Annotated in this window: 26 protein-coding genes and 1 riboswitch; of the genes, 7 read left to right on the top strand and 19 right to left on the bottom strand. The window is 61.6% G+C overall.

Going from position 1 to position 26,443, the window contains the following annotated elements; translation table 11 throughout:
* Positions 1-96 precede the first annotated feature (96 nt).
* Entirely contained in the window at positions 97-324 is a 228-nt protein-coding gene (locus H8F27_RS13895; protein ID WP_197148809.1) for a hypothetical protein, read from the top strand.
* A gap of 16 nt (positions 325-340) precedes the next feature.
* Here the strand turns inward: H8F27_RS13895 and cobW are convergent, their stop codons facing one another.
* The 3 genes from cobW to H8F27_RS13880 all read right to left on the bottom strand — a co-directional run bounded on the left by cobW (position 341) and on the right by H8F27_RS13880 (position 2,782).
* Positions 341-1,429 (bottom strand): cobalamin biosynthesis protein CobW, encoded by a 1,089-nt coding sequence (cobW, locus tag H8F27_RS13890; RefSeq protein WP_197148807.1) that lies wholly within the window; start codon positions 1,427-1,429, stop codon positions 341-343.
* Position 1,430: 1 nt separating this feature from the next.
* Positions 1,431-1,994 (bottom strand): HupE/UreJ family protein, encoded by a 564-nt coding sequence (locus H8F27_RS13885; protein WP_231596301.1) that lies wholly within the window; start codon positions 1,992-1,994, stop codon positions 1,431-1,433.
* Positions 1,995-2,135: 141 nt separating this feature from the next.
* A riboswitch (cobalamin riboswitch) is annotated at positions 2,136-2,283 on the bottom strand.
* 10 nt (positions 2,284-2,293) lie between these two features.
* Complete coding sequence (locus tag H8F27_RS13880; RefSeq protein WP_197148804.1) at positions 2,294-2,782, bottom strand: pentapeptide repeat-containing protein; 489 nt, start codon at positions 2,780-2,782, stop codon at positions 2,294-2,296.
* Positions 2,783-2,821: 39 nt separating this feature from the next.
* Here H8F27_RS13880 and upp point away from each other — a divergent pair, with 39 nt between their 5' ends.
* The 3 genes from upp to ilvD are packed head-to-tail and all read left to right on the top strand — an operon-like array spanning position 2,822 to position 5,515.
* The gene (gene upp, locus H8F27_RS13875) at positions 2,822-3,478 is read left to right on the top strand and encodes a uracil phosphoribosyltransferase (RefSeq protein ID WP_197148802.1); all 657 of its coding nucleotides are present in this window, start codon (positions 2,822-2,824) and stop codon (positions 3,476-3,478) included.
* A 25-nt stretch (positions 3,479-3,503) separates the two neighbouring features.
* Positions 3,504-3,791 carry a hypothetical protein gene (locus H8F27_RS13870; protein ID WP_197148800.1) on the top strand — a complete coding sequence of 96 codons (288 nt, stop codon included), beginning with the start codon at positions 3,504-3,506 and terminating at the stop codon, positions 3,789-3,791.
* A 53-nt stretch (positions 3,792-3,844) separates the two neighbouring features.
* A complete protein-coding gene (gene ilvD, locus H8F27_RS13865; RefSeq protein ID WP_197148799.1) occupies positions 3,845-5,515 on the top strand; it encodes a dihydroxy-acid dehydratase in 1,671 nt (556 codons plus the stop codon).
* Here the strand turns inward: ilvD and H8F27_RS13860 are convergent.
* The 7 genes from H8F27_RS13860 to glpX all read right to left on the bottom strand — a co-directional run bounded on the left by H8F27_RS13860 (position 5,499) and on the right by glpX (position 12,521).
* Positions 5,499-5,891, bottom strand: coding sequence for a hypothetical protein (locus H8F27_RS13860; RefSeq protein WP_370594423.1), 393 nt, complete (start codon positions 5,889-5,891; stop codon positions 5,499-5,501). The genes ilvD and H8F27_RS13860 overlap by 17 nt on opposite strands.
* Positions 5,878-6,420: a CIA30 family protein gene (locus tag H8F27_RS13855; RefSeq protein WP_197148796.1), complete on the bottom strand. Its 543-nt coding sequence runs from the start codon at positions 6,418-6,420 to the stop codon at positions 5,878-5,880. Before H8F27_RS13855 ends, H8F27_RS13860 begins: the two co-directional genes overlap by 14 nt.
* Positions 6,417-7,154, bottom strand: a complete 738-nt coding sequence (gene pgl / locus H8F27_RS13850) for a 6-phosphogluconolactonase (protein ID WP_197148795.1) — start codon at positions 7,152-7,154, stop codon at positions 6,417-6,419. Before pgl ends, H8F27_RS13855 begins: the two co-directional genes overlap by 4 nt.
* A gap of 34 nt (positions 7,155-7,188) precedes the next feature.
* Positions 7,189-8,607: an NADP-dependent phosphogluconate dehydrogenase gene (gene gndA, locus H8F27_RS13845; protein ID WP_197148791.1), complete on the bottom strand. Its 1,419-nt coding sequence runs from the start codon at positions 8,605-8,607 to the stop codon at positions 7,189-7,191.
* A gap of 132 nt (positions 8,608-8,739) precedes the next feature.
* Positions 8,740-10,035, bottom strand: coding sequence for a glucose-1-phosphate adenylyltransferase (locus tag H8F27_RS13840; RefSeq protein ID WP_197148789.1), 1,296 nt, complete (start codon positions 10,033-10,035; stop codon positions 8,740-8,742).
* A gap of 136 nt (positions 10,036-10,171) precedes the next feature.
* Complete coding sequence (locus H8F27_RS13835) at positions 10,172-11,482, bottom strand: glutamyl-tRNA reductase (RefSeq protein WP_197148787.1); 1,311 nt, start codon at positions 11,480-11,482, stop codon at positions 10,172-10,174.
* A gap of 34 nt (positions 11,483-11,516) precedes the next feature.
* Entirely contained in the window at positions 11,517-12,521 is a 1,005-nt protein-coding gene (gene glpX / locus H8F27_RS13830; protein WP_197148785.1) for a class II fructose-bisphosphatase, read from the bottom strand.
* A 174-nt stretch (positions 12,522-12,695) separates the two neighbouring features.
* Here glpX and rpe point away from each other — a divergent pair, with 174 nt between their 5' ends.
* On the top strand, positions 12,696-13,379 hold the full coding sequence (rpe, locus tag H8F27_RS13825) for a ribulose-phosphate 3-epimerase (RefSeq protein ID WP_197148784.1): 684 nt from the start codon (positions 12,696-12,698) through the stop codon (positions 13,377-13,379).
* A 40-nt stretch (positions 13,380-13,419) separates the two neighbouring features.
* Here rpe and ccsB read toward each other — a convergent pair whose 3' ends face one another.
* From ccsB to H8F27_RS13790, 7 genes are all read right to left on the bottom strand, one after another.
* Positions 13,420-14,352 (bottom strand): c-type cytochrome biogenesis protein CcsB, encoded by a 933-nt coding sequence (gene ccsB, locus H8F27_RS13820; RefSeq protein WP_197148783.1) that lies wholly within the window; start codon positions 14,350-14,352, stop codon positions 13,420-13,422.
* 184 nt (positions 14,353-14,536) lie between these two features.
* Positions 14,537-15,715, bottom strand: a complete 1,179-nt coding sequence (locus tag H8F27_RS13815; RefSeq protein WP_231596300.1) for an LptF/LptG family permease — start codon at positions 15,713-15,715, stop codon at positions 14,537-14,539.
* The gene (lptB, locus tag H8F27_RS13810; protein ID WP_197148782.1) at positions 15,712-16,440 is read right to left on the bottom strand and encodes an LPS export ABC transporter ATP-binding protein; all 729 of its coding nucleotides are present in this window, start codon (positions 16,438-16,440) and stop codon (positions 15,712-15,714) included. The genes H8F27_RS13815 and lptB overlap by 4 nt, the downstream gene beginning before the upstream one ends.
* A complete protein-coding gene (locus H8F27_RS13805; protein ID WP_370594422.1) occupies positions 16,437-16,883 on the bottom strand; it encodes an LptA/OstA family protein in 447 nt (148 codons plus the stop codon). The genes lptB and H8F27_RS13805 overlap by 4 nt, the downstream gene beginning before the upstream one ends.
* 148 nt (positions 16,884-17,031) lie before the next feature.
* Entirely contained in the window at positions 17,032-17,442 is a 411-nt protein-coding gene (locus H8F27_RS13800) for a DUF309 domain-containing protein (RefSeq protein WP_231596299.1), read from the bottom strand.
* 3 nt (positions 17,443-17,445) lie between these two features.
* Positions 17,446-19,257 carry a translational GTPase TypA gene (gene typA / locus H8F27_RS13795; protein ID WP_197153588.1) on the bottom strand — a complete coding sequence of 604 codons (1,812 nt, stop codon included), beginning with the start codon at positions 19,255-19,257 and terminating at the stop codon, positions 17,446-17,448.
* Positions 19,258-19,383: 126 nt separating this feature from the next.
* Positions 19,384-19,935, bottom strand: a complete 552-nt coding sequence (locus H8F27_RS13790) for a D-alanyl-D-alanine carboxypeptidase family protein (RefSeq protein ID WP_370594421.1) — start codon at positions 19,933-19,935, stop codon at positions 19,384-19,386.
* Between the two features lie 347 nt (positions 19,936-20,282).
* Here H8F27_RS13790 and chlP point away from each other — a divergent pair, with 347 nt between their 5' ends.
* The gene (gene chlP, locus H8F27_RS13785; RefSeq protein ID WP_197148781.1) at positions 20,283-21,665 is read left to right on the top strand and encodes a geranylgeranyl reductase; all 1,383 of its coding nucleotides are present in this window, start codon (positions 20,283-20,285) and stop codon (positions 21,663-21,665) included.
* An 18-nt stretch (positions 21,666-21,683) separates the two neighbouring features.
* Here the strand turns inward: chlP and glyS are convergent, their stop codons facing one another.
* Positions 21,684-23,849, bottom strand: a complete 2,166-nt coding sequence (gene glyS / locus H8F27_RS13780; RefSeq protein WP_197148780.1) for a glycine--tRNA ligase subunit beta — start codon at positions 23,847-23,849, stop codon at positions 21,684-21,686.
* Positions 23,850-23,941: 92 nt separating this feature from the next.
* On the opposite strand from glyS, the gene sir reads away from it, so the two are divergent.
* Entirely contained in the window at positions 23,942-25,756 is a 1,815-nt protein-coding gene (sir, locus tag H8F27_RS13775) for a sulfite reductase, ferredoxin dependent (RefSeq protein WP_231596298.1), read from the top strand.
* Here the strand turns inward: sir and H8F27_RS13770 are convergent.
* Positions 25,717-26,442 (bottom strand): M15 family metallopeptidase, encoded by a 726-nt coding sequence (locus H8F27_RS13770; RefSeq protein ID WP_197148773.1) that lies wholly within the window; start codon positions 26,440-26,442, stop codon positions 25,717-25,719. The genes sir and H8F27_RS13770 overlap by 40 nt on opposite strands.
* Position 26,443: the final 1 nt, after the last annotated feature.

Below are 26,443 nucleotides of genomic sequence, written 5' to 3'. Positions count from 1 at the left end.
CCGAATTCTATCTGTTATTTCCGGGACGGCATACTAGCCGCCGAGCCCGTGCCCCTGCGCTGTCGCCTGGGGGATGGGCCGTGGCAAAACTGCACCATGGTCGTGGAAAGCCCCGGTGAACGTTGGGAAATTCGGGTGGCGGGGAGTCGGATTAGCTTTCGCCACGACGGCAGCGGCACCGTGACGATGAACAATCCGCCAGATGGTCCCCTGAGCAAGTTGCCCCGGGGTAAGGGCTGGATTCCGGTGCAAACCAGCTGGATTGCCGGCCCGGCCCTCTGTTGGAACGGGGTTTGTGCCCAGGGCGACATTCCCCTCGATTGAACTGGCTACCCCCCCCTCAGGGCGGTGTAACCCCCTCGAGCAGCAATGCTTCGATGGCTGGGCGATTGAGTTGGAAGCCCAGAAACACCAACTCCAGGCCGGGTAATCGCCCCGTCTGACCGGACTGGGAGCCTATGGCCCCAGCTTCATACCAGCACTCCAGGCGGGCGCCCACGGCCTGGATCTGCAGGGGACGGGCCTTGCCGGGGCTCCACAACAGGCCCTTGACCCTGATCAGTCCAGGCTGGAGCAGCAGGTGGTGCAACTTTTCTTCCAGGGCTGGGCGCTCAAATATTCCGCCTAGCTGCAGGGCCACCGATTCAATTGCAACGTGGCTGTGCACGTGGCTGTGCTCGTGGGTGTCGCCCCCGTGGCTGTGGTCGTGGCCCTCTCCAGCTGCTGGGCTGCTGGAGAGGGCCATGCCCAAAACCAGTTCGGGAGATACCTCCCCCCGCCCCATCGGAACCACGGCGGCGCCGGAGCGAAGACGGGGGGCTAGCTGCCGTTCGACCCCCTCAAGGGCATCCTTGGAGAGACAGTCCGCCCTGCTGATCAAAACCAGATCGGCCGCTTCCAGCTGTTCGCCGAAGAGTTCATCGATATCACTGGCGTGGTCCAGGCTGGGATCGGAGAGGCGCTGGGCCTCTAGGGCGGCCGGGTTGGCCACCACCGCACCAGCGGCCAGGGCCTCGCCGTCGACGACGGCCACCACCCCGTTGAGCCTGATCCGGGTACGGATGTCGGGCCAATTCAAGGCCGCGATCAGTGGTTCTGGAAGGGCTAAACCACTGGTTTCAACCACGATGCCGTCAAGGCTGTCAGCCCGCTCCAGCAGCCGTTCCATGGTGGGCAGGAACTCGTCTTGAACCGTGCAGCAGAGGCAGCCGTTGGCCAGTTCCACCAGCCTGGAATCGAGCTCCTCATCAGGACAAAAGCCACAGCTGCGCAGGAGTGCCCCATCGATGCCCACCTCCCCGAACTCATTGACCAGCACGGCCAGCCGCTGGCCGCCATGGAGAAGCAGGTGGCGCAGCAGGGTTGTTTTGCCAGCGCCCAAAAAGCCAGTCACCACGGTGACGGGAAGGCGTTTTGTTACTGCCTGCATCTCAGCCTGCCCAGGCTGAGAAAGCCCAGGTGGTTCCGCAGGCGGCCAGGGCCAGGGCCAGCCAGCGCAAATTCGCTGGGGAGAGGCGTTTGGCGATCGGGCGCAGCAACCAGAGGGCAACCAGTAGCAGGCTGCCCTGGCTAAGCAGCAGTCCGGCCCCATAGGCAGCCACCGGCATGGTTGACCAGCCGAACACCGGCACGCTCAGCACGTAGCCATGCAGAGCAATCGCAGGCAACAGCAACACTGGGGGCAGGCGGCGCAGTAGCACCAGGGCCTCCACAACCAGGGTGCAGGCCACCAGCGCCTCGGCCCCCGGCAGGCCAGGCCAGGCCAGACCTGCTGCCCCACCAAGCAAACCAACGAGGAGCAAACCCAGGGCCCAACCCCAACGACACTGCAGAGCCACCAGGGAGAGTGCCAGCAGGAAAAGGAGGTGATCTGGGCCCAGCAGGGGGTGGGCCAGCCCGCTCAGCACACCGTTGCTCAAGGTGGGCTTCATCTGGCCCAGATCGGCGAAGTGGTGGGCCAGAGCAGGCGAGCTGAACAGCAGCGGCGAAGCCACCAGGGCTGCTGCAAGCCAAAGGTAAGGCCTGAAAAGTGAGGGGCTGAAAAGTAAAGAACTGAAAAGTGAAGGACTGGGCAGCCCTGGGGCGCTCAGGCCGGAGGGCTGGTGCGTGGAAACTTTCATGGAGCCGGTCCGCGCCGTAGGAAGAACAAAACCGGCGGGCGTTCTGACTGGACGGTCCGGGGACACGCCTTCACAGCTGCGGGACAGTGCCGGATTCACACCGGACTTTCCCCCTTACCTCCGGTGGCTGTTCCCCACCGAAACCGGGATGTCAATGCTATCTGGCTTCATCCCTAGCGGCAGGCCAGGCTCTCTCGGGTGGCCACTCCGGAGACTGGATTGGTACCGGCCGCACGCAGGCAGAGGGCCTTTTTCTCCGGCATATCGAGCACGGCGTCGGTGAAATCCGCCCCTTCGATCGAAGCTCCTTTGAAATGGCTCTGCAGCATCATCGCGTTGCGCAGCAGCGCTCCGCGCAGATCCGCATCTTCAAAGTGGCTGGCGAAGGCGACGCTGTCATCGAGGTTTGCCTGCTGCAGATCGGCGCCGCGCAGGTCGCTGTTGTTGAAAACCGCGCCGCGCAGGTCGCTGTCACTGAAATCAAAGCCAGCCAGGGATGCCTTGAGAAATTCAGCTTGCTGGAGGTTGCGGCCATGCATGTTGGGCTGAAGATCCTGAAGCGATCTTTGGCTGCGCAGCTCAGGTGCCGTGATGGCCCAGGCAGGCGCCAGCACCAGCAGCCAGGCCATCACGGTGGCGAGGGCTGTCAAAAGAGGGGCCATGGGCGGGCTATTAGGCTGACACCTCAAGTTATGTCAACCATGGCCATGGCCCTGCGGGTGGTGGTTCCACCCCACCCCCTGATCGGCCACTGGCTGGCCGTGCTCCGGGACCGCCACACCCCTGGGCCGCTGTACGCGAGCGCCACCACCGAACTCGGACGCTGGCTCAGCTACGAAGCCCTCAGGGACTGGCTGCCCCATCGTTCCATCCAGGTGGACTCCCCCCTGGCCGCCACCCAGGCAGAGATCGTCGATGGGGACGTGCCCCTGCTGGCCCTTCCCCTACTCACCGCAGGCCTAGGGCTTTGGCAGGGGGCCCAAGCGGTGATTCCAAGCGCCCAGGTGCGGCATCTAGGGCTGCAGCAGCAGGGAATCAGGGGCCTGGAAAGGCCAATCCCCCCCCGCTCCGGGGTGCTGGTTTTCTGCGCAACTGTGGCCACGGGAGAAAGCCTGAACCAGGTGCTGGATCGCCTGGCCGAGCTTGGGGTGCGTGGGGATCGGCTGCGTGTTGTCACCGCCCTGGCCTCCGGGCCGGGCCTGCAGTTAGTGGGCGAACGCCACGGTGATCTCACCATTTACACCGCTGGCATCGATCCCGAACTAGACGGGGACGGCCAGATTGTCCCCGGCATTGGCGTTGTAGCCGAGCGTCTTTTCGTTGGCCCGCTGCTCGAAATGGCTGTTCCTACTCCCTAGGCTGGCACTAATCTGGATCAGGATGATGGGTGATCGCAACGGCAAATCCAATTCGGGAGCCAGCGGTTCGATGCTGATCCTGCTGGCCGGCGCCGCACTCGGTGCTGCCGGGCTGGGTTGGTGGTTGCTGGCCGAGGCGGAGCAGCGGCGCCAGGGCAAGCGCCAGGCCAGGCGCCAGGGGGCCAACCCGCCGCCGCCGCCCGCCGCCCTGGAAGCAGCTCCAGACCGGGAGCTCCATGACCGGGTGCATGAACTAAATCAGGCAATCGAGGATGTGCGCCGCCAGTTGGAAACCATGAATACCCGGGGCTGAATGCGGGCCTGGTTTGGTCCGGTCGGTAGGTTTTCTGAAGCCGACCCACTGCCATGCTCCGCTCCGCCGCGATTACCCAGGGGATCCAGCGCTCTCCCAACCGGGCCATGCTGCGTGCCGTGGGCTTCGGTGATGGCGATTTCAACAAGCCGATCATCGGCATCGCCAACGCTTACAGCACAATCACGCCCTGCAACCTGGGCCTCAACGACCTGGCTCACCGGGCCGAAGCGGCTGCCCATGGCGCCGGGGCCATGCCCCAGATGTTCGGCACCATCACGGTGAGCGATGGCATCTCGATGGGCACCGAGGGAATGAAGTATTCCCTGGTGAGCCGGGAGGTGATCGCGGATTCGATCGAAACCGCCTGCAGCGCCCAAAGCATGGATGGCTTGCTGGCTATCGGCGGCTGTGACAAGAACATGCCCGGCGCCATGCTGGCCATGGCACGCATGGACATCCCGTCGATCTTTGTGTATGGCGGCACGATCAAGCCGGGCAAGCTCGGCGCCTGCGACCTCACCGTAGTGAGTGCCTTTGAAGCGGTAGGCCAGTACAGCGGCGGCCGCATCGACGAGCAGGAGCTAACTGCGATCGAAAAGAATGCCTGCCCCGGCGCCGGCAGTTGCGGTGGCATGTTTACTGCCAACACGATGAGCGCGGCGTTTGAGGCGATGGGCCTGAGCCTCCCCTACAGCTCCACCATGGCCGCTGAGGATCCGGAGAAGGCCGATTCCGCCGCCCGCAGCGCCGAGGTACTGGCCGAGGCGATCCAAGCCAATATCTGCCCCCGGGATCTGATGACCCGCCAGGCCTTCGAAAATGCCATAACCGTGATCATGGCGGTGGGCGGCTCCACCAATTCGGTGCTGCACCTACTGGCGGCGGCCCGCACGGCCGGAGTCGAACTGACGATCGACGACTTTGAGACGATCCGCCAGCGGGTACCTGTGATCTGCGACCTCAAACCAAGCGGCCGCTATGTGACCGTGGATCTGCACCAGGCCGGCGGTATCCCCCAGGTGATGAAGCTGTTGCTGGATGCGGGACTGCTGCACGGGGATTGCCGCACGATCGAAGGCAAGTCCCTCCAGGAGGTCCTGGTCGATGTTCCGGCTGAGCCGCCAGCTGGCCAGGACGTGATCCGGCCCCTGAGCAATCCCCTCTATGCCAAGGGCCACTTGGCAATTCTCAAGGGCAACCTGGCGACCGAGGGTGCTGTGGCCAAGATCAGCGGTGTCAAAAATCCAGTCATTACCGGCCCGGCTCGGGTATTTGAGAGCGAAGAAACCTGCCTTGCCGCCATCCTCGACAAGCAGATCAAGCCCGGTGATGTGGTGGTGGTGCGCCAGGAGGGTCCGGTGGGCGGCCCAGGCATGCGGGAGATGCTCAGCCCCACCGCTGCAATCGTGGGCCAGGGGCTGCTCGATTCGGTGGCGCTGATCACCGATGGACGCTTCTCCGGTGGCTCCTTTGGCCTGGTGGTGGGCCATGTGGCTCCCGAAGCCGCCGTGGGCGGCACCATCGCCCTGGTGGAGGAAGGCGACAACATCACCGTAGATGCCAACAAGCTGCTGATCCAGCTGAACGTGGACGATATCGAGCTGGCCCGTCGCCGCTCCAGCTGGGTCCAGCCCGAACCGCGCTACAAAACCGGGGTGCTCGGTAAATACGCCCGCCAGGTGAGCAGCAGCAGCCTGGGGGCAGTCACAGACCAGGCATAAAGGCCAGCTGGGCCCTGAGACGTCGGGCCAGGCTTTCAAGCGGGGCCCCATCCTGGGGCCGCACACAGCGCAATCCCGTGCCAGCCTCCATCCACACCGGGTGACTGCCATGCCAGAGCAGGGGGCGATCGGGATCGTTGCTCCAGGCCAGGGTGAGGTTCAGGGCTTGGCCACTGGGATAGATCTCCAGCTCAAGGTCCTGCTCAGCGCAGCGCACACCGTCAAGGTTGCGGGCCTCCAGGCGCAGTATGAATTCCTGCTCTGCCGACTGGTCTGAGATGGGAACAACCGCATGTCTCAGGGGCTTGCGGCAAAGGTCGGCTGCCGCTGCCACCAGCTGGGGCAGGTTGGCGGCAAGGGGCTCAGACAAAGCCACGGATTGCATGCAATTCGAGATGGATCTCGCCGGCTCGAAAACCCGTATTCGGCCCCCCATCATCGGCGAAACGGGAATGCAGCACTTGCAGCCGGGTGATGCGGCTCGGATCGAAGCGCAACGGCAAACCCACGGGTTTGGCTCGCACCGAAGGCCGCAGATCGGCGAAGGGAATCCGGATCACACTGGAGCCAGTGGCCTCCGTAGCGAACTCAAACACCCAACGCAGGCCTCCTGGGATCAGGTTGGTCAATCCCGCCAGACCATCGGCGCAGGCCACGGCGAGCTTGAAACGCCGCCCCTCGCCCACCAGTTCCAGCTCCAGGCCGAGGCAGGCAGAAAGATCAAGCGGGGGGGAAAACAGGGGGGATCGGCAGCTGATGAAGCCACCACCCGCCTCGATCACGGTGCCCTCAAACACAAGTCCCCCAGGGCCTATGCGGCAGCTTCCCTGGCTGCGACCACCCATCACCGTGTCATTGAGGGCATGCCATCCGCTAAAGCCGTCCCCGCTGGCGATGGGTATCACGGCTCCAGGCCCCCAGCCGCTGCCCGGTCAGCCAGGATGAGCACTTCGCCGCTGGGGCGCACGAGCTTTGCAGGAGTGCGCTCCGGGGCCTCCAGGGGATCGAGTAAACGCCTGAGCGCCTGCACCTTGCCGCTGCCGCTCACCAGGAATATCACCTGCCGCGCCGCCGAGAGGGTCGGCGCGGTGAGGGTTACCCGGGGCAGCCCCTTGCCCTCACCGAGGGTCACATAGCGATCCACCACGGTGGGAGCGGCGGTTCCCGGAAACAGAGAAGCTGTGTGGCCATCGTCGCCGAGGCCCAGGAGCACCAAATCCAGGGCTGGCGGCTCGCCCCCACAGAGATAGTGCAGCAGCTCTGCGTAGGCCTGGGCCCCCTGCTCCGGGGTTGGCAGGCCAGTTGGCACCGCATGCAGGCAGGCATGGCTGCCGGGTTCGGCGGCCATCAGGGTTTCTCGCACCATGCGGGCGTTGCTGGAGGGATCGTCCGCTGGAACCCAGCGCTCATCACCCAACAGCACATCCACCCGCCCCCAGGGCAGATGCTGCTGGGCCAGAAGGCAATAGGCAGCTCGGGGGGTACCACCCCCCGCCAGGGCGATCTGGGCCCGATCCCGCTGCGACAGCACCAAATCCAGCGCCGAGCCGATCGTCTGGGCCGTGCGACGGGCCAGATCTTCAGTCGAATCGGCCACCACCACCCGGTAGCTCGGTGGCGGGGCGGGCGAGGAGGTCATGGACAAAAGGGCAAGGGGGATGGGGGGCAGTGCTTCAGTCAAGCCATTCGGTGTGGAAGCTGCCGGGTTTGTCGGTCCGCTCATAGGTGTGGGAGCCAAAGCAGTCGCGCATCGCCTGCACCAGGTTCTGGGGGAGGCGGCCGCTGCGGTAGCTGTCGATGTAGTCGAGGGTGCTACTCAGACAGGGCACGGGTATGCCCGCAAGGGCCGCTCCAGCCACCACCTGGCGCAGGCCGGGCAGGCGCCTGTTGATTTGCTCGGCAAACCAGGGATCAAGCACCAGGTTCGCCAGGGTGGGGTTGGCGCTGTAGGCATTTTGAATGCGTTGCAGCAATCGGGCCCGAATGATGCAGCCTCCCTTCCAGATCTGGCCGATCGCCGAGAAATTGAGGTTGTAATCGTGCAGCTTTGAAGCCTCCTGCAGCAGGGCCATGCCCTGGCCGTAGCTGACGATGCAGGCTGCGATGCAGGCATCCCGCAGGGGGGCCATACCATCGGCCGGCTCACCGAGGGAAAAGGAATGGGCTGGGGGCGCGGGCAGCATGGCGCCAGCGGCCAGCCTTTCGGGGCGCAGAGAGCTCAAGACTCTGGCATTGAGAGCTGCGTAGATCGTCGGTACGGGCACCCCCATCTCCAGGGCGCTGACCACGGTCCAAAGGCCCGTGCCTTTCTGGCCAGCCGCATCCACGATCGCCTCGACCAGATCGGCGCCGGTCTCCGGATCCTTGGTGCGCAGGCACACTTCGGTGATCTCCACCAGGAAGGAGGCGAGTTCTTCGGTGTCATTCCAGCCAGCCAACACATCGGCCATCTGGTCGCCGTTCATGCCGGCGATCCGCTTCATCAAGTCGTAGGCCTCAGCCAGGATCTGCTCGATGGCGTATTCGATGCCGTTGTGAACGGTTTTGACGAAATGGCCGGCACCGCCGGGGCCGATATAGGTGACACAGGGCCCATCACTAACCTGGGCGGCCATCTTGCGCACCAGGGGTTCAATGGCGTCGTAGGCGGCCATGGTGCCCCCGGGCATCATGCTTGGCCCTTCCAGGGCCCCTTTGGCTCCGCCGGATACACCCATGCCGATATAACCGAAGCTTTTGCGTTCCAGCTCCGCCACCCGACGTTCCGTATCGGCATAGAGGGAATTGCCCCCGTCGATCAGCAGGTCCCCTTCTTCCAGGTAGGGGGAGATCGCCTCAATGGTGTCGTCAACGGGCCGGCCGGCCTTGACCATCATCAGGATCCGCCGCGGGCGCTCCAGTGCCGCCACAAAATCCTGCAGGGTCGCTGCGCCGACGATGTCCTTGCCGGAACCTCGACCGGCCAGGAACTCTTCCGTTTTGGCGTAGGTGCGGTTGTAGACGACCGAGGAATAACCGTTGCGCTCGGCATTGAGCACCAGGTTTTCACCCATTACCCCGAGCCCGATCAGGCCGAAATGCGCCTTGCCCATGGCTGAAACTGAAACCGTTTGCGCTTCAGTGTGGCTAGGGGCGGCCTGGGGCCTGAGGTTCCGTCACAACTTGGTGGCAATCTTGTCAGCAACCCCTGGCATGGGCCAGGGTCGGCCTACTGGTATTGGTCCCTAGATAACGGTGCCATCGGCAATGGAGCCATTTTTCTCAACCACCACGATGCCGTTGCGGATGTAAAAGCTGTGCTCCGGCCGGTCGGCCTCCTCCAGGTGGTCCTTGTTGACGATAGTCACATTGTTCCCGATGCGAACGTTCTTGTCGAGGATGGCCCGCTTCACCGTGGTGCCCTTGCCCACCCCCACGGGTATCCCTCCCTGTTGACGCAGGGCGAGCCGTTGCTCGGCGGATTCGAAATAGTCCGCTCCCAGCAACAGGGTGTCTTGAAGCACCACCTCATCCTCAACCCGGGAGCGAACGCCCAGCACGCAGTGGTGGATGCTGCAGGCCTTCAGCAGGGAACCCTCGCCGATGATCGAGGCAGTTACTTGGGCGTCCTGGAGCTTGCTGGGTGGTAGGTAGCGGGGGCGGGTGTAGATGGGGAACTGCTCATCGTAGAAGGAGAATGCGGGGTTGGGCTGATCGGTGAGGGCAAGATTGGCCTCATAAAAGGCACCGATAGTACCAATGTCTTCCCAGTAGTCATCAAACAGGTAGCTCTGGAGCCGGTCACCGCGCTGTAATGAAGCCGGAATAATTTCCTTGCCAAAATCCGTTGAGGAAGGATGATTATTCAACAGATCAAACATCGTCTCCCGGCTGAACACATAAATACCCATCGAAGCCAGATAGGGTCTCTTGAGGGCTTCCTCGGCGGAGAGGCCCAGGGCCTGGGTATCGACTCGCATCTGGGCCAGGTCTTCACCCTTTGGCTTTTCCCTGAATTCCTGGATGCGTCCATCAGCGCTGGTGCGCATCAACCCAAATCCTTCTGCCTGGGCGGCATCCACTGGCAAGGCCCCCACGGTCAGCTGGGCGCCGGTATCAATGTGGTGCTGAACGAAGCGGCCGTAGTCCATCCTGTAGAGCTGATCCCCAGAGAGGATCAGGTAGTGGTCCACGTCCCATTCATGGAAGAGGGACTGGTACTTCCTGACGGCATCGGCGGTGCCTTCAAACCAGCTGGGGCTATCCGGGGTTTGTTGGGCCGCCAGCACTTCAACAAACCCCTGGCCGAACCCGGCCGAAAGGTTGTAGCTCATCGTCAGGTGACGGTTGAGCGAGGCGCTGTTGAACTGGGTTAACACATAAATTTTATTAATTTCTGAGTTAATGCAATTGCTGATGGGAATATCGATCAGTCGATACTTACCTGCCAGCGGCACGGCTGGCTTGGCACGCATTTTGGTGAGCGGAAAGAGGCGGGTTCCAGCGCCGCCACCGAGAATGATCGCCAGTACACGCTTCATAAACCTTGCTGCCGGCGGGTCTTGGGGCTGACCGTACTGGAGCAGATGTCCCGAGGGCGAGCCTTTTGGTCAGCGGTGGCACGAACTGTTGCAGAGGCGACCGAACCAGCCAAGCCGGCAGGGGAAAACGCCCGGCTCAGGCCTCGGAGGGATGGTCATTGAGTTCAAAGAGCTCCCGCAGCACCCGCATAGCACTGTGCCGTTGCTGGCGCGGCTGGGGCGCCCGCAGGTTGGTCACGGGGGTATGGAGGATCTTGTTGATGATTCCCTTGCTCAAAGCCTCAACCACCTTGCGTTCCCGCACCGAAAGGTCTGGGCCCATGCGGCTCAGAGCCTTCTGAAGTTCCTGCTCGCGGATGTCCTCCAGCTGGCATCTCAGCCGGTTCACAACGGGCACCGCCTCCAGGCCATCCCACCATTCCAGAAACAGCCTGGCCTCCTGCTCCAGCAGTACCTCTGCTTCAGCAGCCATCTCCCTGCGGGCTTCCTGGTTGCGGTTGACAACCTCCTGCAGATCATCCACGTCGTAGGACTGGACGCCCGCCAGTGCCGAGGTGTCAGCAGCGATGTTGCGGGGCACGCCGATGTCTATCAGCATCAAGCTGGATCGTCTGTTCAGGCCGCCGAGCCTGGCCGCCGTGATGATCGGGGTTTCGGCCGCGGTGCTTGTGAACACCAGTGAACAGGTGCTCAGGCAGTGGTCCAGGTCATCGAGGGGCCGGCACTGAACAGGTAGGGCCGGGATATCAGCTGCCAGTAGCTCAGCCCTGGCGACCGTGCGGTTGAGCAGGACCACGCCACGGCAACCCTTGGCCTGGAGGTGCTGGAGCAACAGTCGAGCCATTCGGCCAGCTCCCACCACCGCCACCTGCTCCTGGTCCAGGGGCACAAGTTCATCGATACCGCGGGCCTGGCCAAGCTTGAGTTGGGCAAGTTCCACAGCTGCGGAGCTGATCGATACCGCTCCGGTGCCCAGATTTGTTTCCGTACGAACCCGTTTGCCACTGCTCACCGCCTGGTTCAGCAGGCGATTGAGAATGGGGCCAACGGAATGGTGCTCCTGGCCCAGGCGCACCATCTTCTTTACCTGGGCAAGGATCTGGCCTTCACCCAGCACGAGGGAGTCCAGTCCCGCCGAGACCCGCAACAGGTGGGCGATCGCCTCCTCGTGATGGAAGGTGAAGAGGTGCGGAACGAGCTGGTCAACGGCGAGGCCGGAGTGCTGGCTCAGGAACGAACCGACCGAGGCGATGCCCTGCTCGGGGTTCCTGAGCAAGGTGTAGATCTCCAGCCGGTTGCAGGTGCTGAGGATTGAGGCCTCAAGCACCTGGTCGTCAGCCTTGAGCAATTGGAGCGAAGCCTCCATGCTCTGTTCCGGGATGCTGAGACGCTCCCGGATCTCCACTGGGGCCGTGCGATGACTGAGGCCTACGACGGCAATGTGCATGAAGGCTGGCGGCTGTGCTCGGTTGGCGTAGGTGTCAGCTCAGGGCGATGTTTGTGGCACCTGGCTTGATGTGGATGGTGTTGGTGAAGCGGGCGGAATTATCGAGGGTGCTGATCACCAGGGAGCTGGTGCGGGTGCAGTCCTTCTCAAACTTAACGCCATGGAAGAGCAGGCCGTCAGTGATGCCACTTCCAGCAAACACGACGTTTTCTCCGGAAGCCAGTTCCTCGGCTTCATAGATTTTATCGACATCGGTGATCCCCATTTCATTGAGGCGGGCGATATTGCCCTCTTTGGTGTAGTCGGCCCATTCCGAGGTTTGGGCGACGGCGGGGTCATAGACCAGCTGGCCCTGAAAGTGGCCACCGAGGGCGCGCATGGCAGCCGCAGAGATGACACCTTCAGGGGCCGCCCCAATGCCCATCAGGCAGTGGGTGCCGGTACCGGCAAAACCACAGGCAATGGCGGCCTGCACGTCCCCATCGGAAATCGGCTGCACCCGGGCACCAGTGGACCTGATCTCGGCAATCAAATCCTTGTGGCGGGCCCGGTCCATCACCACGATCGTGAGCTCGGTGGCGGCCAATCCGAGGCACTGGCTGAGGATGGCGATATTCTCCGTAGCAGACTTGCGTATATCAACTTTGCCCTTGGCCGCCGGCGGAGCTGCCAATTTCTTCATATAAAAGTCAGGGGCATTGAAAAGGCCACCCCGATCGGAGGCCGCCAGCACAGCCATGGAACCCCGCTGGCTGTTGGCGCACAGATTGGTGCCCTCGCAGGGATCCACCGCAAAGTCGACCCCAGGGCCAGTGCCACTGCCGACCTCCTCACCGATGTAGAGCATGGGAGCTTCATCGCGCTCTCCCTCGCCGATGACGATGCGGCCCTGCATTTGGATCTGGCCCATGCGCGTGCGCATGGCCTCCACAGCAGCAGCATCGGCTTCGTCTTTCTTGCCCAAGCCGGTCAGTTCGGCTGAGGCGATGGCGGCTTGCTCAACAACCTCGAGAATTTCCTGGATAAGGGTGCGATCCACGGTGATCCGGCAGGGGAATGGGCTTCAGGGAGTGGCTAGGGCCAGGCAGGAGAGGGGAGCAGAGTCCTGCTGCTGCCGGGCCTTTCAGACTTGAAGCGGCCGCAAGTGTATCAGTGCCGATGGCCCCTCCCAGCAACTACCTACAATCAAACGCGCCGCCTCGGTCACTTCAGCATGAGTACCAAGCCCCTGGTGATCTCTCCATCGATCCTCTCCGCCGATTTCTCCCGTCTTGGTGAAGACGTGCGTGCCGTCGACGAGGCAGGCGCTGACTGGATTCACGTTGACGTAATGGATGGCCGCTTCGTGCCCAACATTACGATCGGTCCCCTGATCGTGAAGGCCCTGCGACCGGTTACCAGCAAGACCCTCGACGTGCACCTGATGATCGTGGAGCCGGAGAATTACGTCGCCGACTTCGCCAATGCCGGCGCCGACATCATTTCCGTACAGGTGGAAGCCTGTCCCCACCTGCACCGCAACCTTGCCCAGATCAAGGATCTCGGCAAACTGGCCGGGGCCGTGCTCAACCCCAGCACACCCCTGGACAGCCTCGAGTATTGCCTGGAGCTCTGTGATCTGGTGTTGATCATGAGCGTCAACCCGGGCTTTGGCGGTCAGAGCTTCATCGAGAACCAGGTTCAGAAAATTCGCTCCCTGCGCCGAATCTGCGATGAACGCGGTCTGGATCCCTGGATCGAGGTGGATGGGGGCATCAAGGCAGAAAATGCCTGGAAGGTGATCGAGGCCGGTGCCAACGCGATCGTGAGCGGTTCGGGCATCTTCAACCAGCCGGACTATGGGGCTGCCATCACCGGCATTCGCAACAGCAAACGCCCCAGCGCCGTAGTCGCCTAGGAGACATGGCTGCTAGCTACGAGGTGGTTAGAAGCAGCTCTTAGCTGTCAAAAAACCATCCGTAGCTATGTAAACCGATACCCAATAGGTTTACGCCTATATAGCAAACCGCAATCACCACCAGGCCTGCTGCGGCAACAAGCGCAGGCTTGCGGCCCTGCCAGCCACGAATCAGGCGCGTGTGGAGGTAGGCGGCGTAGACGAGCCAACAAATCAGGGCCCAGGTTTCCTTGGGATCCCAGCTCCACCAGCTACCCCATGCCTCATTTGCCCACACGGCCCCACTCACCAGCCCAACTGAGAGCAACAGGAAACCCACGGTGATAGTGCGGTAACTGAGTGAATCAAGTTGCTCTACTACTGGCATGGCCACACTGCTTAGCTGGAGGGGAGCCACCCCTGCCCCGCTGCTGTCGGCTGCTGTGACCAGCTTGGCCTGGCGATAGCCGCCGCTGCCAATGGAACTGCTGCGCAGCTCGAAACTGTTGCCACGATCTGTGAAGAGCACCGCCAGCGACAACAGGGATCCCACCAGCAAAGCCGCATAGCTGACCATGATCACGCTGACGTGCATAACCAACCAGCTAGAGCGCAGCGCCGGCACCAAGGGAGAGGCCTCCTGCAGCCGATCCGGCAGGGCAAAACTGGCAAAAGCCACACAGCCAAGAGCCATTGGAGTCGCTGCAGCGGGTACCAAAGGGGAAGGCCAGTTCCTTTCCACAAGGAGCTGGGTCAGGGTGGAGGCCCAGGCCAGGAAACAGAGGGACTCATAGAGGTTGCTGATCGGGAAATGGCCCGAATCCCACCAGCGCAGCACCAGCTGGGCCGTCAAGCAGAGGTTGGCGGCAGCCACGAGCAGGCGGACCGCCTTGCTGGAGTTGCCACCACTCAAGGCCCAGAAGGCCCAGGGCAACACAAACAGCAACAGGGCAAAGGCCGTAAGGCCCAGGGCAATGACAGGATCCGGCAACATTAGAGAAAACCAATGTATTAACAGCTTAATCGAAACCAGGACCGGGGAGAGGCGTTTGGCTCATAAAATAATTAAAAAAGATACCATGTTGCACGCTAGATAAGCGAGCTATTGCGAGTACGTCAGGTGCCAACAGAGCGGCAAAGTCGCAAAACCTGCGAACAAGAAGTTGAGACCTTAATGCCTATCGACTGGAGCGATATAAAATAAATGATCCCGTGCCCAGCCCCAATAAAACCGGGGACCATGCAGCAACAAATGGGGGCAAAAAACCATTAACGCCGATCATACTAAAGATGTAGGCGCCAAGGTAATAGACGAAAAGGAAAATGACCGTCATGCCAAAACCCTTGCTGCTGCTCTGCCGAGAAGTTGGCCGGCTGCCCAGGGTGGAACCCAGCAAGCCAAAAACGAGACAGACGGCTGGAAAGGAAAATTTCTCCTGGATTCGCACCTGGAATTTGCGAGCCCGCTTTGTCTGTCCTGACTCCCTTAGCAGGCGCTCCGCAGTCATTGCTTGACCGACGGTGAGGGTATTGGAGAAAACATCAAAGTCTTTAGGCAGCTTCGCGGCCTGGATAGGCTCCATGCCGAGTTTAAAAATATATTTCTCAAAGGCTCCTGTTGTCAATTGCTTATCCTTACCCGAGGGCAAAACTGAAATAACTCCATCCCTGAATTCCCAACTTCCTTCTCTCTCAAGCCAACTTCCCGATTGGGCTTGGAGCAGAATTTGGCGATTGGTATCGGCGAAATCGAGAACGGTAATCCCGAACATATTGCCTTCCTTAAACTCCCGAGCAGCAAAAAAAGTGGTGAGCCCCCTAGAGCTCGGGGCCTCACCATTTTTGATCTCTCCAAATTTAGAATAGGTTATATTTTCAGCAGACTGGCCAATAACAGCCCTACCTAGGGAGCGGTCAAGCAGGGCCTTGGACTGGTACATAGTATTGGGGACGACCCACTCATTAAATGTCAAAGTCAAAAGCATCATGACTAATGCCAACGAAACCCCAGGTATCACCATGCGCCATTCCGATACCCCAACACTTCGCAAAGCGGTGAGCTCACTAGTTGAGGCTAGTTTGCCATAGCTAAGCAGAGCGGCCATTAATGTGGCCATCGGAAAAGAAATAACCATAAAAGACGGAAGCTGGAGCAAAAGTATCTTTACGACATCACTAAGCGGAACTGAGGTCTCCGAAATACGACGTAGAATCTCGAAAACAGCGCCCACCGAGAAACTTACGGCTGTGAACGCGCCGATACCAAACAATAGGGGAGGAATAAGCTCGGAAAGAATCCACCGATCCAATAGGGGGAACCTTGCCCATTGACGGCTAAATATTTTTGAAATGTTCAAATTTTAAAATCCTCACCAAGGTAGTGGCGGCGCACGAGGGGATCAGCCGCAATGGAATGAGATGTGCCAGAAGCTAATATACGCCCCTCAGATAGAATATAGGCACGATCAGTGATCGCCAAGGTTTCTCTGACATTATGATCGGTAATCAGCAATCCCATGCCACGAGAGCGCAACTGCTGAATTAAACTTTGCAGATCTCCAACAGCAATCGGATCAACCCCAGCGAAGGGTTCATCCAACAGCAGGTAGCGCGGGCCCTCCTCCCCGACTGCCAAGGCTCGGGCAACCTCACAGCGTCGGCGCTCGCCGCCTGACAATTGATAGCCGAGTCGATTTTGAAACTCGCTCAGATGAAAATCCTTGATCAGTGAGTCGATTCGATCCCTTCTCAGGCGGCGTGGGGCTCCGCTTTCCTGCAGGGCTAGATTTAAATTTTCTCGAACGGTTAACTGCCTGAAAACGCTAGGTTCCTGAGGGAGGTAACCAATCCCCAGCTGGGCGCGCCTAGGCATTGGTAGATGGGCGATCGACTTGCCATTCATCAACACCTTGCCGCTATCAGGACGCAGCAAACCCGTAACTAATCCGAAGGTGGTGGTTTTACCGGCTCCATTTGGACCAAGCAGGCCAACCACCTCTCCCTGCTCAAAATTCAGGGAAACATGGTTGACAAGGCAACGCTTACCAATGGCTAACACCACATCAAGTAACTCTAAACTCATGGGCGTGGAGCCTGTTGTCCATCAAGAAATCCCATTCCAGCACCCACCGGTGAATTAAGATAGTAGCGGATAATCACCTGCTGCCCCTCTGCCGGATCGGCGATAATTCTTTCGCGCTCTACCAGGTAAACAATGCGCTCGGCCCGCAGACTATTGCCGTTATCCTGAATAATATCAACATCACCACTGAGTACAACTCTGCCCTCCTTACTAAAATATTGGGCTTGCCTAGCCGTAGCAACAACTCCCCGATCAGGGTAGAGAATGCGGACGTTGCCGGTCGCAGTGACAACGCCAGTGCTATTATCAGCCTTTTGGAGATCAGATTCGATAGTAACTAAACCAGTTAGTGGTGTTACCTGACGACCCTCTGGGGAGAGACTTCCCCTGCTCAGCTCGGCTGGCTCGCCAACGTCAAGACCGGAAGTGATTGGCTGGGTCACAGGAGGCTCGATCTGAGCTGAAACAGGATAGGCAATATGGGCAGAGAGGAATAGAAGTAGGAGAAGCCTAAGCATGGGCCCAGAAATGGGATTCAAATGGGTCAAATACACCGGATGTCGAGCAATTAATCAGCCAATATGATGATATTTACGCCTGATTCTTAACTGCCAAATATGGCAAATCCAGGCCTCGCAGTGGTCGCTGCTGCTGCAGGGCCTGCAAACGCTCACCCACCTGGTGCCGCAGGCTGTCCAGGTCGAGGCCGAGGCCGCCTTCCAGGTTCCCCTGAAGGCGGCCAAGCCCCTCGCCCATGAGGATGGTGGCTCCGCGCAGGTTGCCGCGTTCATGGTGCAACTCTGCCACAGCAATCTGCAGGATTCCCTGCAGGAGGGGCCGCATCCTGCCAGCGGTCTCGTGCCACAGCTCCTCGAAGCCGTCGTGGCAGGCGTACCAGTCGCACGCATTGAAGAGGGCAATGGCCCTGGCCAGCCGAGGGTCGCCAACCAAGCCCTGCTCTTCTGGATCCTGGGACAGCAGCGGTGGCTCCGACAGGCTCACCAATCAGCGCTTGGCTGCCTTTTTGGAAGGCAGCTTGCGCAGACGAATCGATTCGGGAGTCACTTCAAGCATCTCATCGGGGCCGATGTACTCCAGGGCTCGTTCCAGGGTCATCTGGATCGGTGCCTGCAGGGTATCAAGAACCTCCGCTCCGGCTGAACGGATGTTGGTCACCTGCTTGGCCTTGCAGACGTTCAGCTCCAGATCAGGGGGGCGGTTGTGTTCACCGACAATCATGCCTTTGTAAACCTTAGTGCCAGGCGTAATGAAGAACTGGCCCCGATCCTCCGCACCCTTTAGGGCATAGAAAGTGGCCGTGCCCTCCTCAAAGGCAATCAGAACACCGTTGCGGCGATTGTCCATATCGCCCTGCATGGGCCGATAGTCCAGGAAGGAGTGGCTCATGATTCCCTCACCGCGGGTGGCGCGAATGAACTCGCCGCGGAAGCCGATCAGGCCCCGGGCCGGCACAACAAATTCCAGCTGGGTGCGGCCATCGTTGGTATTTTCCATGTTCTGCATCTCGGCCTTGCGGGTGCCGAGTTTTTCAATGCAGCCTCCCACCCCTTCCTCAGGGACATCGAGCACCAGGGTTTCATAGGGCTCCGATGGGGTGCCATCGATGGTGCGGAAAATCACCTGGGGCTGGGAAACCTGAAACTCATAGCCCTCCCGACGCATCGTTTCAATCAAAATGCCGAGGTGCAGCTCACCGCGGCCGCTTACTGACCAGCGATCGGGCGAATCGGTATCTTCAACCCGCAGAGCCACGTTGGTGAGCAGCTCTTTCTGGAGCCGATCACGCACCTGGCGACTGGTGACAAATTTGCCTTCCTTGCCGGCAAAGGGAGAATCGTTGATGACGAAGGTCATCTGCAGGGTTGGTTCATCAACCCGGATCAGGGGCAAGGCTTCTGGATGGTCCGGGCAGGCAATCGTCTCGCCGATATTCACCTCGTCAAAGCCAGCCACTGCAACCAAATCACCAGCTCGGGCCTCTTCGATCTCGACGCGCTGCAGACCGCGGAAGCCCAATAACTTGCTTATACGGCTACGTTTGATGCTGCCGTCATCACGGATTAACGCCGCCGGCTGGCCAGCTTTGATGGTGCCGTTGTGAATGCGGCCGATCATGATCCTGCCGAGAAAATCGCTGTAATCCAGGGTGGTCACCTGCAGCTGCAAGGGTTTCTCAGGATCGCCAACCGGGGGTGGAACGTGGCGCAAGATGGCATCAAAGAGCGGCTTCATGGTGGCGCTCTCCGTTTTCATGTCGGGCTTGGCATAGCCGCCCATGCCACTACCAAAGAGGTAGGGAAAGTCGCATTGATCGTCGTCAGCGCCAAGCTCAAGAAATAGGTCGAGCACCTTGTCGACGGCAACTTCCGGATCGACTCGGGCCCGGTCAATCTTGTTGACAAACACGATCGGACGGAGCCCTTTTTCGAGAGCCTTCTTGAGCACAAAGCGAGTTTGGGGCATGGGCCCCTCATTGGCATCAACGATCAAGAGACAGCCATCGACCATTCCCAAAACCCGCTCCACCTCACCACCGAAATCAGCGTGCCCAGGGGTATCAACGATATTGATCCGTATGCCTTCATAATCAACAGCGGTATTTTTTGAGAGAATGGTAATTCCCCGTTCCCTTTCTAGGTCGTTGGAATCCATCACACAGGTGGGCACCGCCTCTCCTTCACGGAAAATGCCCGACTGACCGAGCAGGGCGTCTACCAGGGTTGTTTTGCCATGGTCAACGTGGGCGATGATCGCAATGTTGCGAATCGGCGTGCCAGTGTGTGCGCCGCTACTCATAAATTTGAAAGCTTCTTTTAAAAGAATTGATGGCCCCGCCTCCAGATGAGGCAAATGTATGGCCAATGTTAATCCTAACCCACCTTGCCCTGTCCCGCACCCCTGACCAAGCCCCCAGCCCCATGGTCAGCGGGAAAGACGCTGGGCAGGCTCGAATACCTTGAGGGCCTCGGCACTGCCCTCGAATCGCCAGTGCCAGGGCTCATAACTCACCCCCTGGGGATTGTTCCGCGGAAATGAGAGGGTGAAGTGGTAGCGGGCCCCATGGGCCTGAAGCCAGGCAAATGCTGCTGTCTGGTCAAAGGAGGGAGCCAGGTTGGTTGCCGGCTCGCTCCCATCGCCCAGATCCACCGCATAGCCAGTGCTGTGTTCGGAAAAGCCGGGAGGAGCGCTAACCATGGCCCTTTCCCTGGCGCTCTGGCTGCGTTCCGCCTTGACGTCAAAGAACAACTCCTTCTGGAGTCCCACCGGACGGAAAGCACTCAGCACCACCAGACTCACCCCGTCCTGAGCGGCATCGCGCTGCATGGCCAGCAGGGGCCCGGCCGCATCGCGGTGCAGGGCCAACCCAGGGGCCACCGGAGCCAGCTCCGAGTCTGGAAGCTCCGCGTAGGGGAAATGGCCCAACAGACGACCATCCGGACCCATCCGGGCGTCGAGGCCAATGACCGGAGGCAAGCCGAGCAGGTCCACAAGAAACCTGGGTCGCAGAGCCAGCAATGCGCCAAGCCCAATCAGCAGGCTGGCACTGCCGAGGCTCAGGCGCAGAAGCCACCGGTTGGTTCGACTCGCCGGTGGGGCTGTCCTTCGGGCGACCGGTATATCATCCACTGCCCGGGGCCCCGCAGCCGAAGAGCGACCGAAACCACTGGGATTGCGAAGGTTCACGCGGCTCCCCCCACTGTCACCGAATTACCGCCCTATTTGAGACGGATCCTAGGTGGGCAGTGCCAGGGGGGCCGCCGGCGGACCAAGCAGCAGTGTTAGCTTCAAAGCAAGATCCATCCTGGCGGAGCGGTTTTCCGATGTTGCGTGTGGCAGTGGTGGGTGGCGGCCCCAGTGGTTCCTGTGCGGCTGAAGTGCTGGCCAAGGCCGGGATTCAAACCTGGATCTTTGAGCGCAAGCTCGATAACGCCAAACCCTGTGGGGGCGCCATTCCGCTCTGCATGGTCAGCGAATTTGACCTGCCCGAGTCGATTATCGATCGCAAGGTGCGTCACATGAAGATGATTTCCCCCTCAAACCGAGAGGTGGATATCAATCTTGAAAACGAAGATGAATACATCGGCATGTGCCGCCGCGAGGTTCTCGACGCCTACCTGCGTGAAAGGGCCTCCCAGCTTGGCGCCCAACTGGTGAACGGTCTGGTGACCAAGATTGAAACCGGCGCCAATCGCCAGGGTCCTTACACCCTCACCTACTCCGACTATTCCAGCGGCGAGGCCACTGGCGAGTCTAAAAGCCTGGAGGTGGACCTGATCGTTGGTGCTGATGGCGCCAACAGCCGCGTAGCCAAGGCCATGGATGCTGGCGACTACAACGTGGCGATCGCCTTTCAGGAACGTATCAGGTTGCCTATGGAGGAAATGAAGTATTACGAAGATCTCGCCGAGATGTACGTGGGTACGGACGTTTCCCCAGATTTTTATGCCTGGGTCTTCCCCAAGTACGATCATGTGGCCGTGGGCACCGGCACCATGCAACAAAACCAGGGCTTGATCAAGAGCCTCCAGGTAGGCATTCGCGAACGGGCCAAGAAGCGTCTGGTCAACGGCGAGGTAATCAAGGTGGAGGCCCACCCAATCCCCGAACATCCCAGGCCGCGGCGGGTTGTGGGTCGCATGGCCCTGGTTGGCGATGCGGCCGGCTACGTGACCAAGAGCTCCGGTGAAGGGATTTACTTTGCGGCCAAGAGCGGTCGTATGTGCGCAGAGCAAATTGTCGAAGCCAGCTCCGCTGGCAGCCGGATTCCAACAGAGCAGGACCTCAAAAAATATCTAAAGAAATGGGACCGGAAATACGGGGCCACCTACAAAGTACTGGAGATTCTTCAAAACATTTTCTATCGCAACGACGCAGCCCGCGAGGCTTTCGTCGAGATGTGCGATGACAAAGATGTTCAGCGGCTTACATTTGACAGCTACCTATATAAGCGCGTTGTCATGATGAATCCCTGGCAACAACTCAAGCTCACCCTCCTCACCCTGGGTTCGGTGTTCAGGGGCAATGCCCTGGCGCCCCAGGGCTATAAGCCTGTCAGCAGTGCAGTTCGGGAAGATGCCGAGGTCAACGCCATGTTGGCGGTGAGCAGCATCAAGGGAAGCATCAAGGTGACTGGCCAAGGGCCCCGGTCAGAACCGGGCAAGGCAGATCAGGAGGAGCGTGAACCTGCGCTGGCTGCCAAGTAGGCAGTCTGCCAGCGCCCCTCAGCCGCCTATTCGGCTGAAGTCGGCCAACACCGAGGCCTGATTGCGCAGCACTGCCAACAGATTGAGACGGTTGGTGCGCACTACCTGATCCTGGGCCATAACCATCACGCTCTGGGGGCCATCGAAAAATGCCGCCAGGGCGTCTGCCCCTGCGGCTAGGTCCCGGGCCAGCTGGCCATAGCGTTCAGGCGAGCCGGCCAGGGCTATCGGTTCAAGGGCGGAAAGAACGGCGAGCATGGCCGACTCGCTCTCCTTTTCGAACAGGTCGGCATTGACCACCCCGTCGGCACTGAGCACGGTGGTGCTGAGCTCAGAGTGCTCCGCCAGCCGGGTGGCCCTGGTAACTACCGCCTGAACGGCCGTCAGCTCCCCGCTGCGGCGCAACTGCACCAGCAGGGCAGCCCGCTGCCGCGCGTCCTCCGGGTCCCCCAGCACCCTTTCCAGCGCGACGGTCTCGCCTGCGGCGGCCTGCACCAGGTCGCCGTCCAGACCGTCCTCCTCCAGCAGGGTCAATAACCTCTGGCGCAGGAATTCAGCCAGATCGTTGGCGAGGGCCTGCGCGTCTACGCCAAGCTGCGGCAGCAGCTGGGCCCAGTGGAGGGAACAACGGTCCAGCAGGGCGTTAAGGTCCAGGCGCCAGCCCCTATCCCAGAGAATCTGCAGCAGTCCCTGGCCGGCGCGGCGAAGGGCGTAGGGGTCGGAGGAGCCCGTCGGTCGCTCTCCCATGGCATAGATGCTCAAGAGCAGCTCCAGTCGTTCAGCAAGGGCCAACACAGCGCCGGCAGGGGAGCTGGGCAGGCCATCTCCTGCTCCCCTGGGGAGGTAGTGCTCCAACACAGCCAGGGCGACCCCACGGGGCTCTCCCTCGGCCAGGAGGTACTTGCCGCCCATGGCGCCCTGGAGTTCCGGGAACTCGCCTACCATCTGGCTCACCAGGTCGTGTTTGCAGAGGTGGGCGGCCCGGCGGGCCAGCTCAGGCGAGCCGGCCGGGAGCTCCAGCTGCTGGAGCAGCACATCGGTGCACCATTCCAGCCGTTCAGTGCGCTCCAGCAGGCTGCCCAGACCAGCGGCGAAGGTGACGCGGGCGAGCTGGTCGCGGCGATCAATACTGGCCACGGCGCGGTCGGCACTGACAAAGAACTCGGCATCGGCAAGGCGGGCCCTCAAGACCCGCTCATTGCCGCGGGCCACGGTGGCCGCCGCCGCAGGCAGGCCATTGCCGATGCAGAGGAAGCGGGGCAGCAGGCTCTGGCGGGCATCTAGGCCGAGGGGGTCGTTGCTGCGCCCCTGGCGATAGAGCGGCACATAGCGCTGGTGGGACCGCATGACGGTGCACAGCACCTCGGCGGGGAGGTCGAGGTAGCGCTCAGCAAAGCGGCCTTCCAGCAGGGAGGGCGACTCGACCAGATCGACCAACTCGTCAAACAGGCTGTCGGGCAGGTCGGCATCTGCCTGGTGGGCGGCGGCGGCCTGGTCCACGGCCGCCCGGATCAGTTCGGCGCGGCGATCCCGATCCACCACGACCCCCGCAGCAGCCATGGCAGGGAAGTAGGCCTGGGCGCTGCCAATAGCTACGGCGGCGCTGTGGAGTCGATGGCCCCGGCTCACCGTAGTGGTGCTGATGCCCGGGTCGCTACCTACCAGGGAGACCGGTATCGGCATGGCATCCAGATAGGCCAAAAGCCAGCGGACGGGCCGGGAAAAGCGGATCTCCCCGGCGCCCCAGCGCATGAAACGGCGTCCCTGAAGGGCAGCGAGCCAGAGCGGGATCTGCTCTGCCAGCACGGTCACCGTCGGCAGACCCGCCGCGACGCAGCGGGCAAAGACAAAGGGACCCTTGGGGGTATCGCGGCTCCGCAAAGCCTCGGCGGCCACACCACATCGTCTGGCAAAACCCAGGGCCGCCGCGGTCGGCTGGCCGTCCTTCCAGCCCTGGGCCGAAGGAGGTCCCTTGCGCTCCTCTTCCAGGTCTGGCTGGCGCTCCGGCAGCCCATCCACCCAGACAACCAGCCGCCGGGGCGTGCTGGTGCAGCGAATCTGGCTGGAACACAGCCGCAGGCTGGCCAGATCGCGGCCCACCAGTTGCTGGAGCTGGGGCAGGGCCAGCCGGACAAAATCGGCGGGCATTTCCTCGGTGCCGATTTCGAGCAGGAAGGTCGACAAGGGGCCAGGGCAAACCAGCGCGACTGTATTGAACGCCGTTCGCTAACTTCAGGGTCGTCGAGCGTTGTGCCCAGGACCCGATGCCAGATGTCATGGACGGATCCAGTAGTAGCCAAGCTTCTACCAGTAAGCCCCCGTCAAAGCTTCCGTCAAAGACCCCGTCCAAATTTGAACAGCTCAAGACCAACAGCGGCCACCTGAAGGAGCCCCTGCTCGGGGAACTCGGCAACGAAGCTCCCAATTTCAGTGATGGCGCGATCCAGATCCTGAAATTTCACGGCAGCTACCAACAGGACAACCGTGACAATCGCCGCAAGGGGGAGGAAAAGGATTGGCAAATGATGTTGCGGCTGCGCAACCCCGGCGGCAGGGTTCCCGGCGGGCTCTATCTGGCAATCGACGAGCTGGCCGACAGGCTTGGCAATGGCACCCTGCGGGCCACCACCCGCCAGGCCTTCCAGATGCACGGCGTCCACAAGGAAAACCTCAAGGAGGTGATCGGCACGATCGTGCGCCAACTCGGCTCCACCCTCTCGGCCTGTGGGGACATCAACCGCAATGTGATGGCTCCGGCCGCACCCTTCGAGAAAGGTGCCTACCCGGCTGCCCGCCAGCTGGCCGATGACATCGCCGACCTGCTCACCCCGCAGGCAGCCGAAGGCTCCTACCTCGACATCTGGGTGGACGGCGAGCTCAGTTACCGGATCAAGCCCAGCAACAGCGTAAAAACAGCCAGGGCCCGCCAGCAGGAGGGCGGAGTATTCAGCGGCGACAGCAGCGAACCTCTCTATGGGGCCACCTATCTGCCGCGCAAATTCAAGGTGGCCGTCACCGTTCCCGGGGACAACTCGGTCGACCTACTCACCCAGGACATCGGCCTGGTGCTGTTCTGTGATCCCCAGTGCAGAGCCAAGGGCTGCAACGTCTACGTGGGAGGTGGCATGGGTCGCACCCACAACAAGGAGGAAACCTTCGCCCGCACGGCCGACCCCCTCGGCTACGTAGCCAGCGAACATCTGCTCGATCTGGTGCAGTCGATCCTGGCCCTGCAGCGCGACCACGGTGACCGGGAGCAGCGGCGCCATGCCCGGATGAAGTACCTGATCCACGACCGCGGCGTGGCCTGGTTCAAGCAGGAGCTCCAGGCCAGCTATTTCGGCCATCCGATCAAGCCCCTGCGGCCAGAGCCCAAGGGCAAGCTCGAGGATTACCTCGGCTGGCACCGCCAGTCCAAGGGCCTTTGGTTTGTCGGCTTGCCGGTGCTCAGCGGGCGGCTGGCCGGGGAGCTCAAAGCCGGCCTGCGTCAGCTGGTGGCCACCTACAAACTCGAGGTGCGGCTCACCCCAAACCAGGACGTGCTGCTCTGCAACATCGGCACGGCCCAGCGCTCAAGCGTGCGCGAGGCCCTGGCGGCTCTGGGTTACGAAACTCCGGAGCAGACCGCCCCCCTGGCGCGCCACGCTTTAGCCTGCCCCGCCCTGCCCCTCTGCGGCTTGGCGGTGACCGAGGCAGAGCGGATTCTTCCAGCGGTGCTGGAGCGACTCGACACGCTGCTGCAGCGCAATGGCATCTCCAAGTCGGTGCTGGTGCGCATGACCGGCTGCCCCAATGGCTGTGCCCGCCCCTACATGGCCGAGATCGGCCTGGTGGGCAGTGGAGTCGACCAATACCAACTGTGGCTCGGCGGCACCCCCAACCTCAGCCGTCTGGCGGAGCCCTACCTTGAAAAAATGGCGCTGGCCGATCTGGAAGTCACCCTGGAGCCCCTGCTGCAGGCCTGGCAAGGGGCCGGCGGGCGCAGCAGCCTGGGGGATTTCGTAACCAAGAGTGGCCGCTCGGCAGTTGATGCCTGGTTAGCTGCCGGGCTTCAAAGTTCCGACTCCTCGTCTTTGCCCACCCGACCGTAGCGGGCCTGGCTGGCACCACTGCGCCAGGCCCACAGCTGGTCTCCCCAGCTGAAGTGCCACCACTCGTTGGGATGCTGGACAAAGCCGGCGGCAGCCATCGCCTCGGCCAGCCAGTGCCGGTGCCGGTGCCAGCGAGCCGCCTCCCCACCAGGATCTAGCCGGGCGGCGGCGGCATGGAAGTCCGGCTCCGATATGGGCCCGATTGCATCGATGGCGCCACCCATGGGCAGGGGCGCTCCGCAGCCGGCGGCCAGGGTGAGGTCGACCGCCGCTCCAGTGCTGTGGGGGGGCGGCGTGGCGGGATCCCCGCTCGGGGGCGCCCAGAAACGCCCCACTTCAGCGGCCACCAGGGCCCGCTCCGGCGAATCGGCATCGGGATCAACGCCGAGGCGGCGGCATTCACCCACCAGGGCGTGGCGCACCATGAAGCGCTGCACTGCCAGGGGGCGCCAGCCATCAAAGATGGCCAGGCGCAGGTCTGGGTGCTCCTGCCGGAGCGAATGCTGCGCCTGGAGCAACCGATCCACCACCCCGGTGCGCAGCAAAAAGGGGTTGCCATCGGGGCCGTAGGGAGCTCCCAGGGCCAGGTAGGGATGGGGTTCCAGCCGCCACAGGGCCCCAGCCAGGGGCAGCAGCGGCTCACCGCAGTCGTGGATCGGAATCGGACTCCAGGGACGCAGAGGCATG

Origin of the sequence: Synechococcus sp. CBW1108, assembly GCF_015840335.1 — a bacterium.
Taxonomy (GTDB): Bacteria; Cyanobacteriota; Cyanobacteriia; order PCC-6307; family Cyanobiaceae; genus Cyanobium_A.
This window is presented reverse-complemented; position numbering and strand designations above follow the sequence as displayed.

What these genes read in the sequence shown, in the direction of transcription:
- H8F27_RS13895 (WP_197148809.1), top strand. Translation starts at nt 97, where the DNA reads ATGGTCGTGGAAAGCCCCGGTGAACGTTGGGAAATTCGGGTGGCGGGG.
- cobW (WP_197148807.1), bottom strand. Translation starts at nt 1,429, where the DNA reads ATGCAGGCAGTAACAAAACGCCTTCCCGTCACCGTGGTGACTGGCTTT.
- H8F27_RS13880 (WP_197148804.1), bottom strand. Translation starts at nt 2,782, where the DNA reads ATGGCCCCTCTTTTGACAGCCCTCGCCACCGTGATGGCCTGGCTGCTG.
- upp (WP_197148802.1), top strand. Translation starts at nt 2,822, where the DNA reads ATGGCCATGGCCCTGCGGGTGGTGGTTCCACCCCACCCCCTGATCGGC.
- H8F27_RS13870 (WP_197148800.1), top strand. Translation starts at nt 3,504, where the DNA reads ATGGGTGATCGCAACGGCAAATCCAATTCGGGAGCCAGCGGTTCGATG.
- ilvD (WP_197148799.1), top strand. Translation starts at nt 3,845, where the DNA reads ATGCTCCGCTCCGCCGCGATTACCCAGGGGATCCAGCGCTCTCCCAAC.
- pgl (WP_197148795.1), bottom strand. Translation starts at nt 7,154, where the DNA reads ATGACCTCCTCGCCCGCCCCGCCACCGAGCTACCGGGTGGTGGTGGCC.
- gndA (WP_197148791.1), bottom strand. Translation starts at nt 8,607, where the DNA reads ATGGGCAAGGCGCATTTCGGCCTGATCGGGCTCGGGGTAATGGGTGAA.
- H8F27_RS13840 (WP_197148789.1), bottom strand. Translation starts at nt 10,035, where the DNA reads ATGAAGCGTGTACTGGCGATCATTCTCGGTGGCGGCGCTGGAACCCGC.
- H8F27_RS13835 (WP_197148787.1), bottom strand. Translation starts at nt 11,482, where the DNA reads ATGCACATTGCCGTCGTAGGCCTCAGTCATCGCACGGCCCCAGTGGAG.
- rpe (WP_197148784.1), top strand. Translation starts at nt 12,696, where the DNA reads ATGAGTACCAAGCCCCTGGTGATCTCTCCATCGATCCTCTCCGCCGAT.
- ccsB (WP_197148783.1), bottom strand. Translation starts at nt 14,352, where the DNA reads ATGTTGCCGGATCCTGTCATTGCCCTGGGCCTTACGGCCTTTGCCCTG.
- lptB (WP_197148782.1), bottom strand. Translation starts at nt 16,440, where the DNA reads ATGAGTTTAGAGTTACTTGATGTGGTGTTAGCCATTGGTAAGCGTTGC.
- typA (WP_197153588.1), bottom strand. Translation starts at nt 19,257, where the DNA reads ATGAGTAGCGGCGCACACACTGGCACGCCGATTCGCAACATTGCGATC.
- chlP (WP_197148781.1), top strand. Translation starts at nt 20,283, where the DNA reads ATGTTGCGTGTGGCAGTGGTGGGTGGCGGCCCCAGTGGTTCCTGTGCG.
- sir (WP_231596298.1), top strand. Translation starts at nt 23,942, where the DNA reads ATGGACGGATCCAGTAGTAGCCAAGCTTCTACCAGTAAGCCCCCGTCA.
- H8F27_RS13770 (WP_197148773.1), bottom strand. Translation starts at nt 26,442, where the DNA reads ATGCCTCTGCGTCCCTGGAGTCCGATTCCGATCCACGACTGCGGTGAG.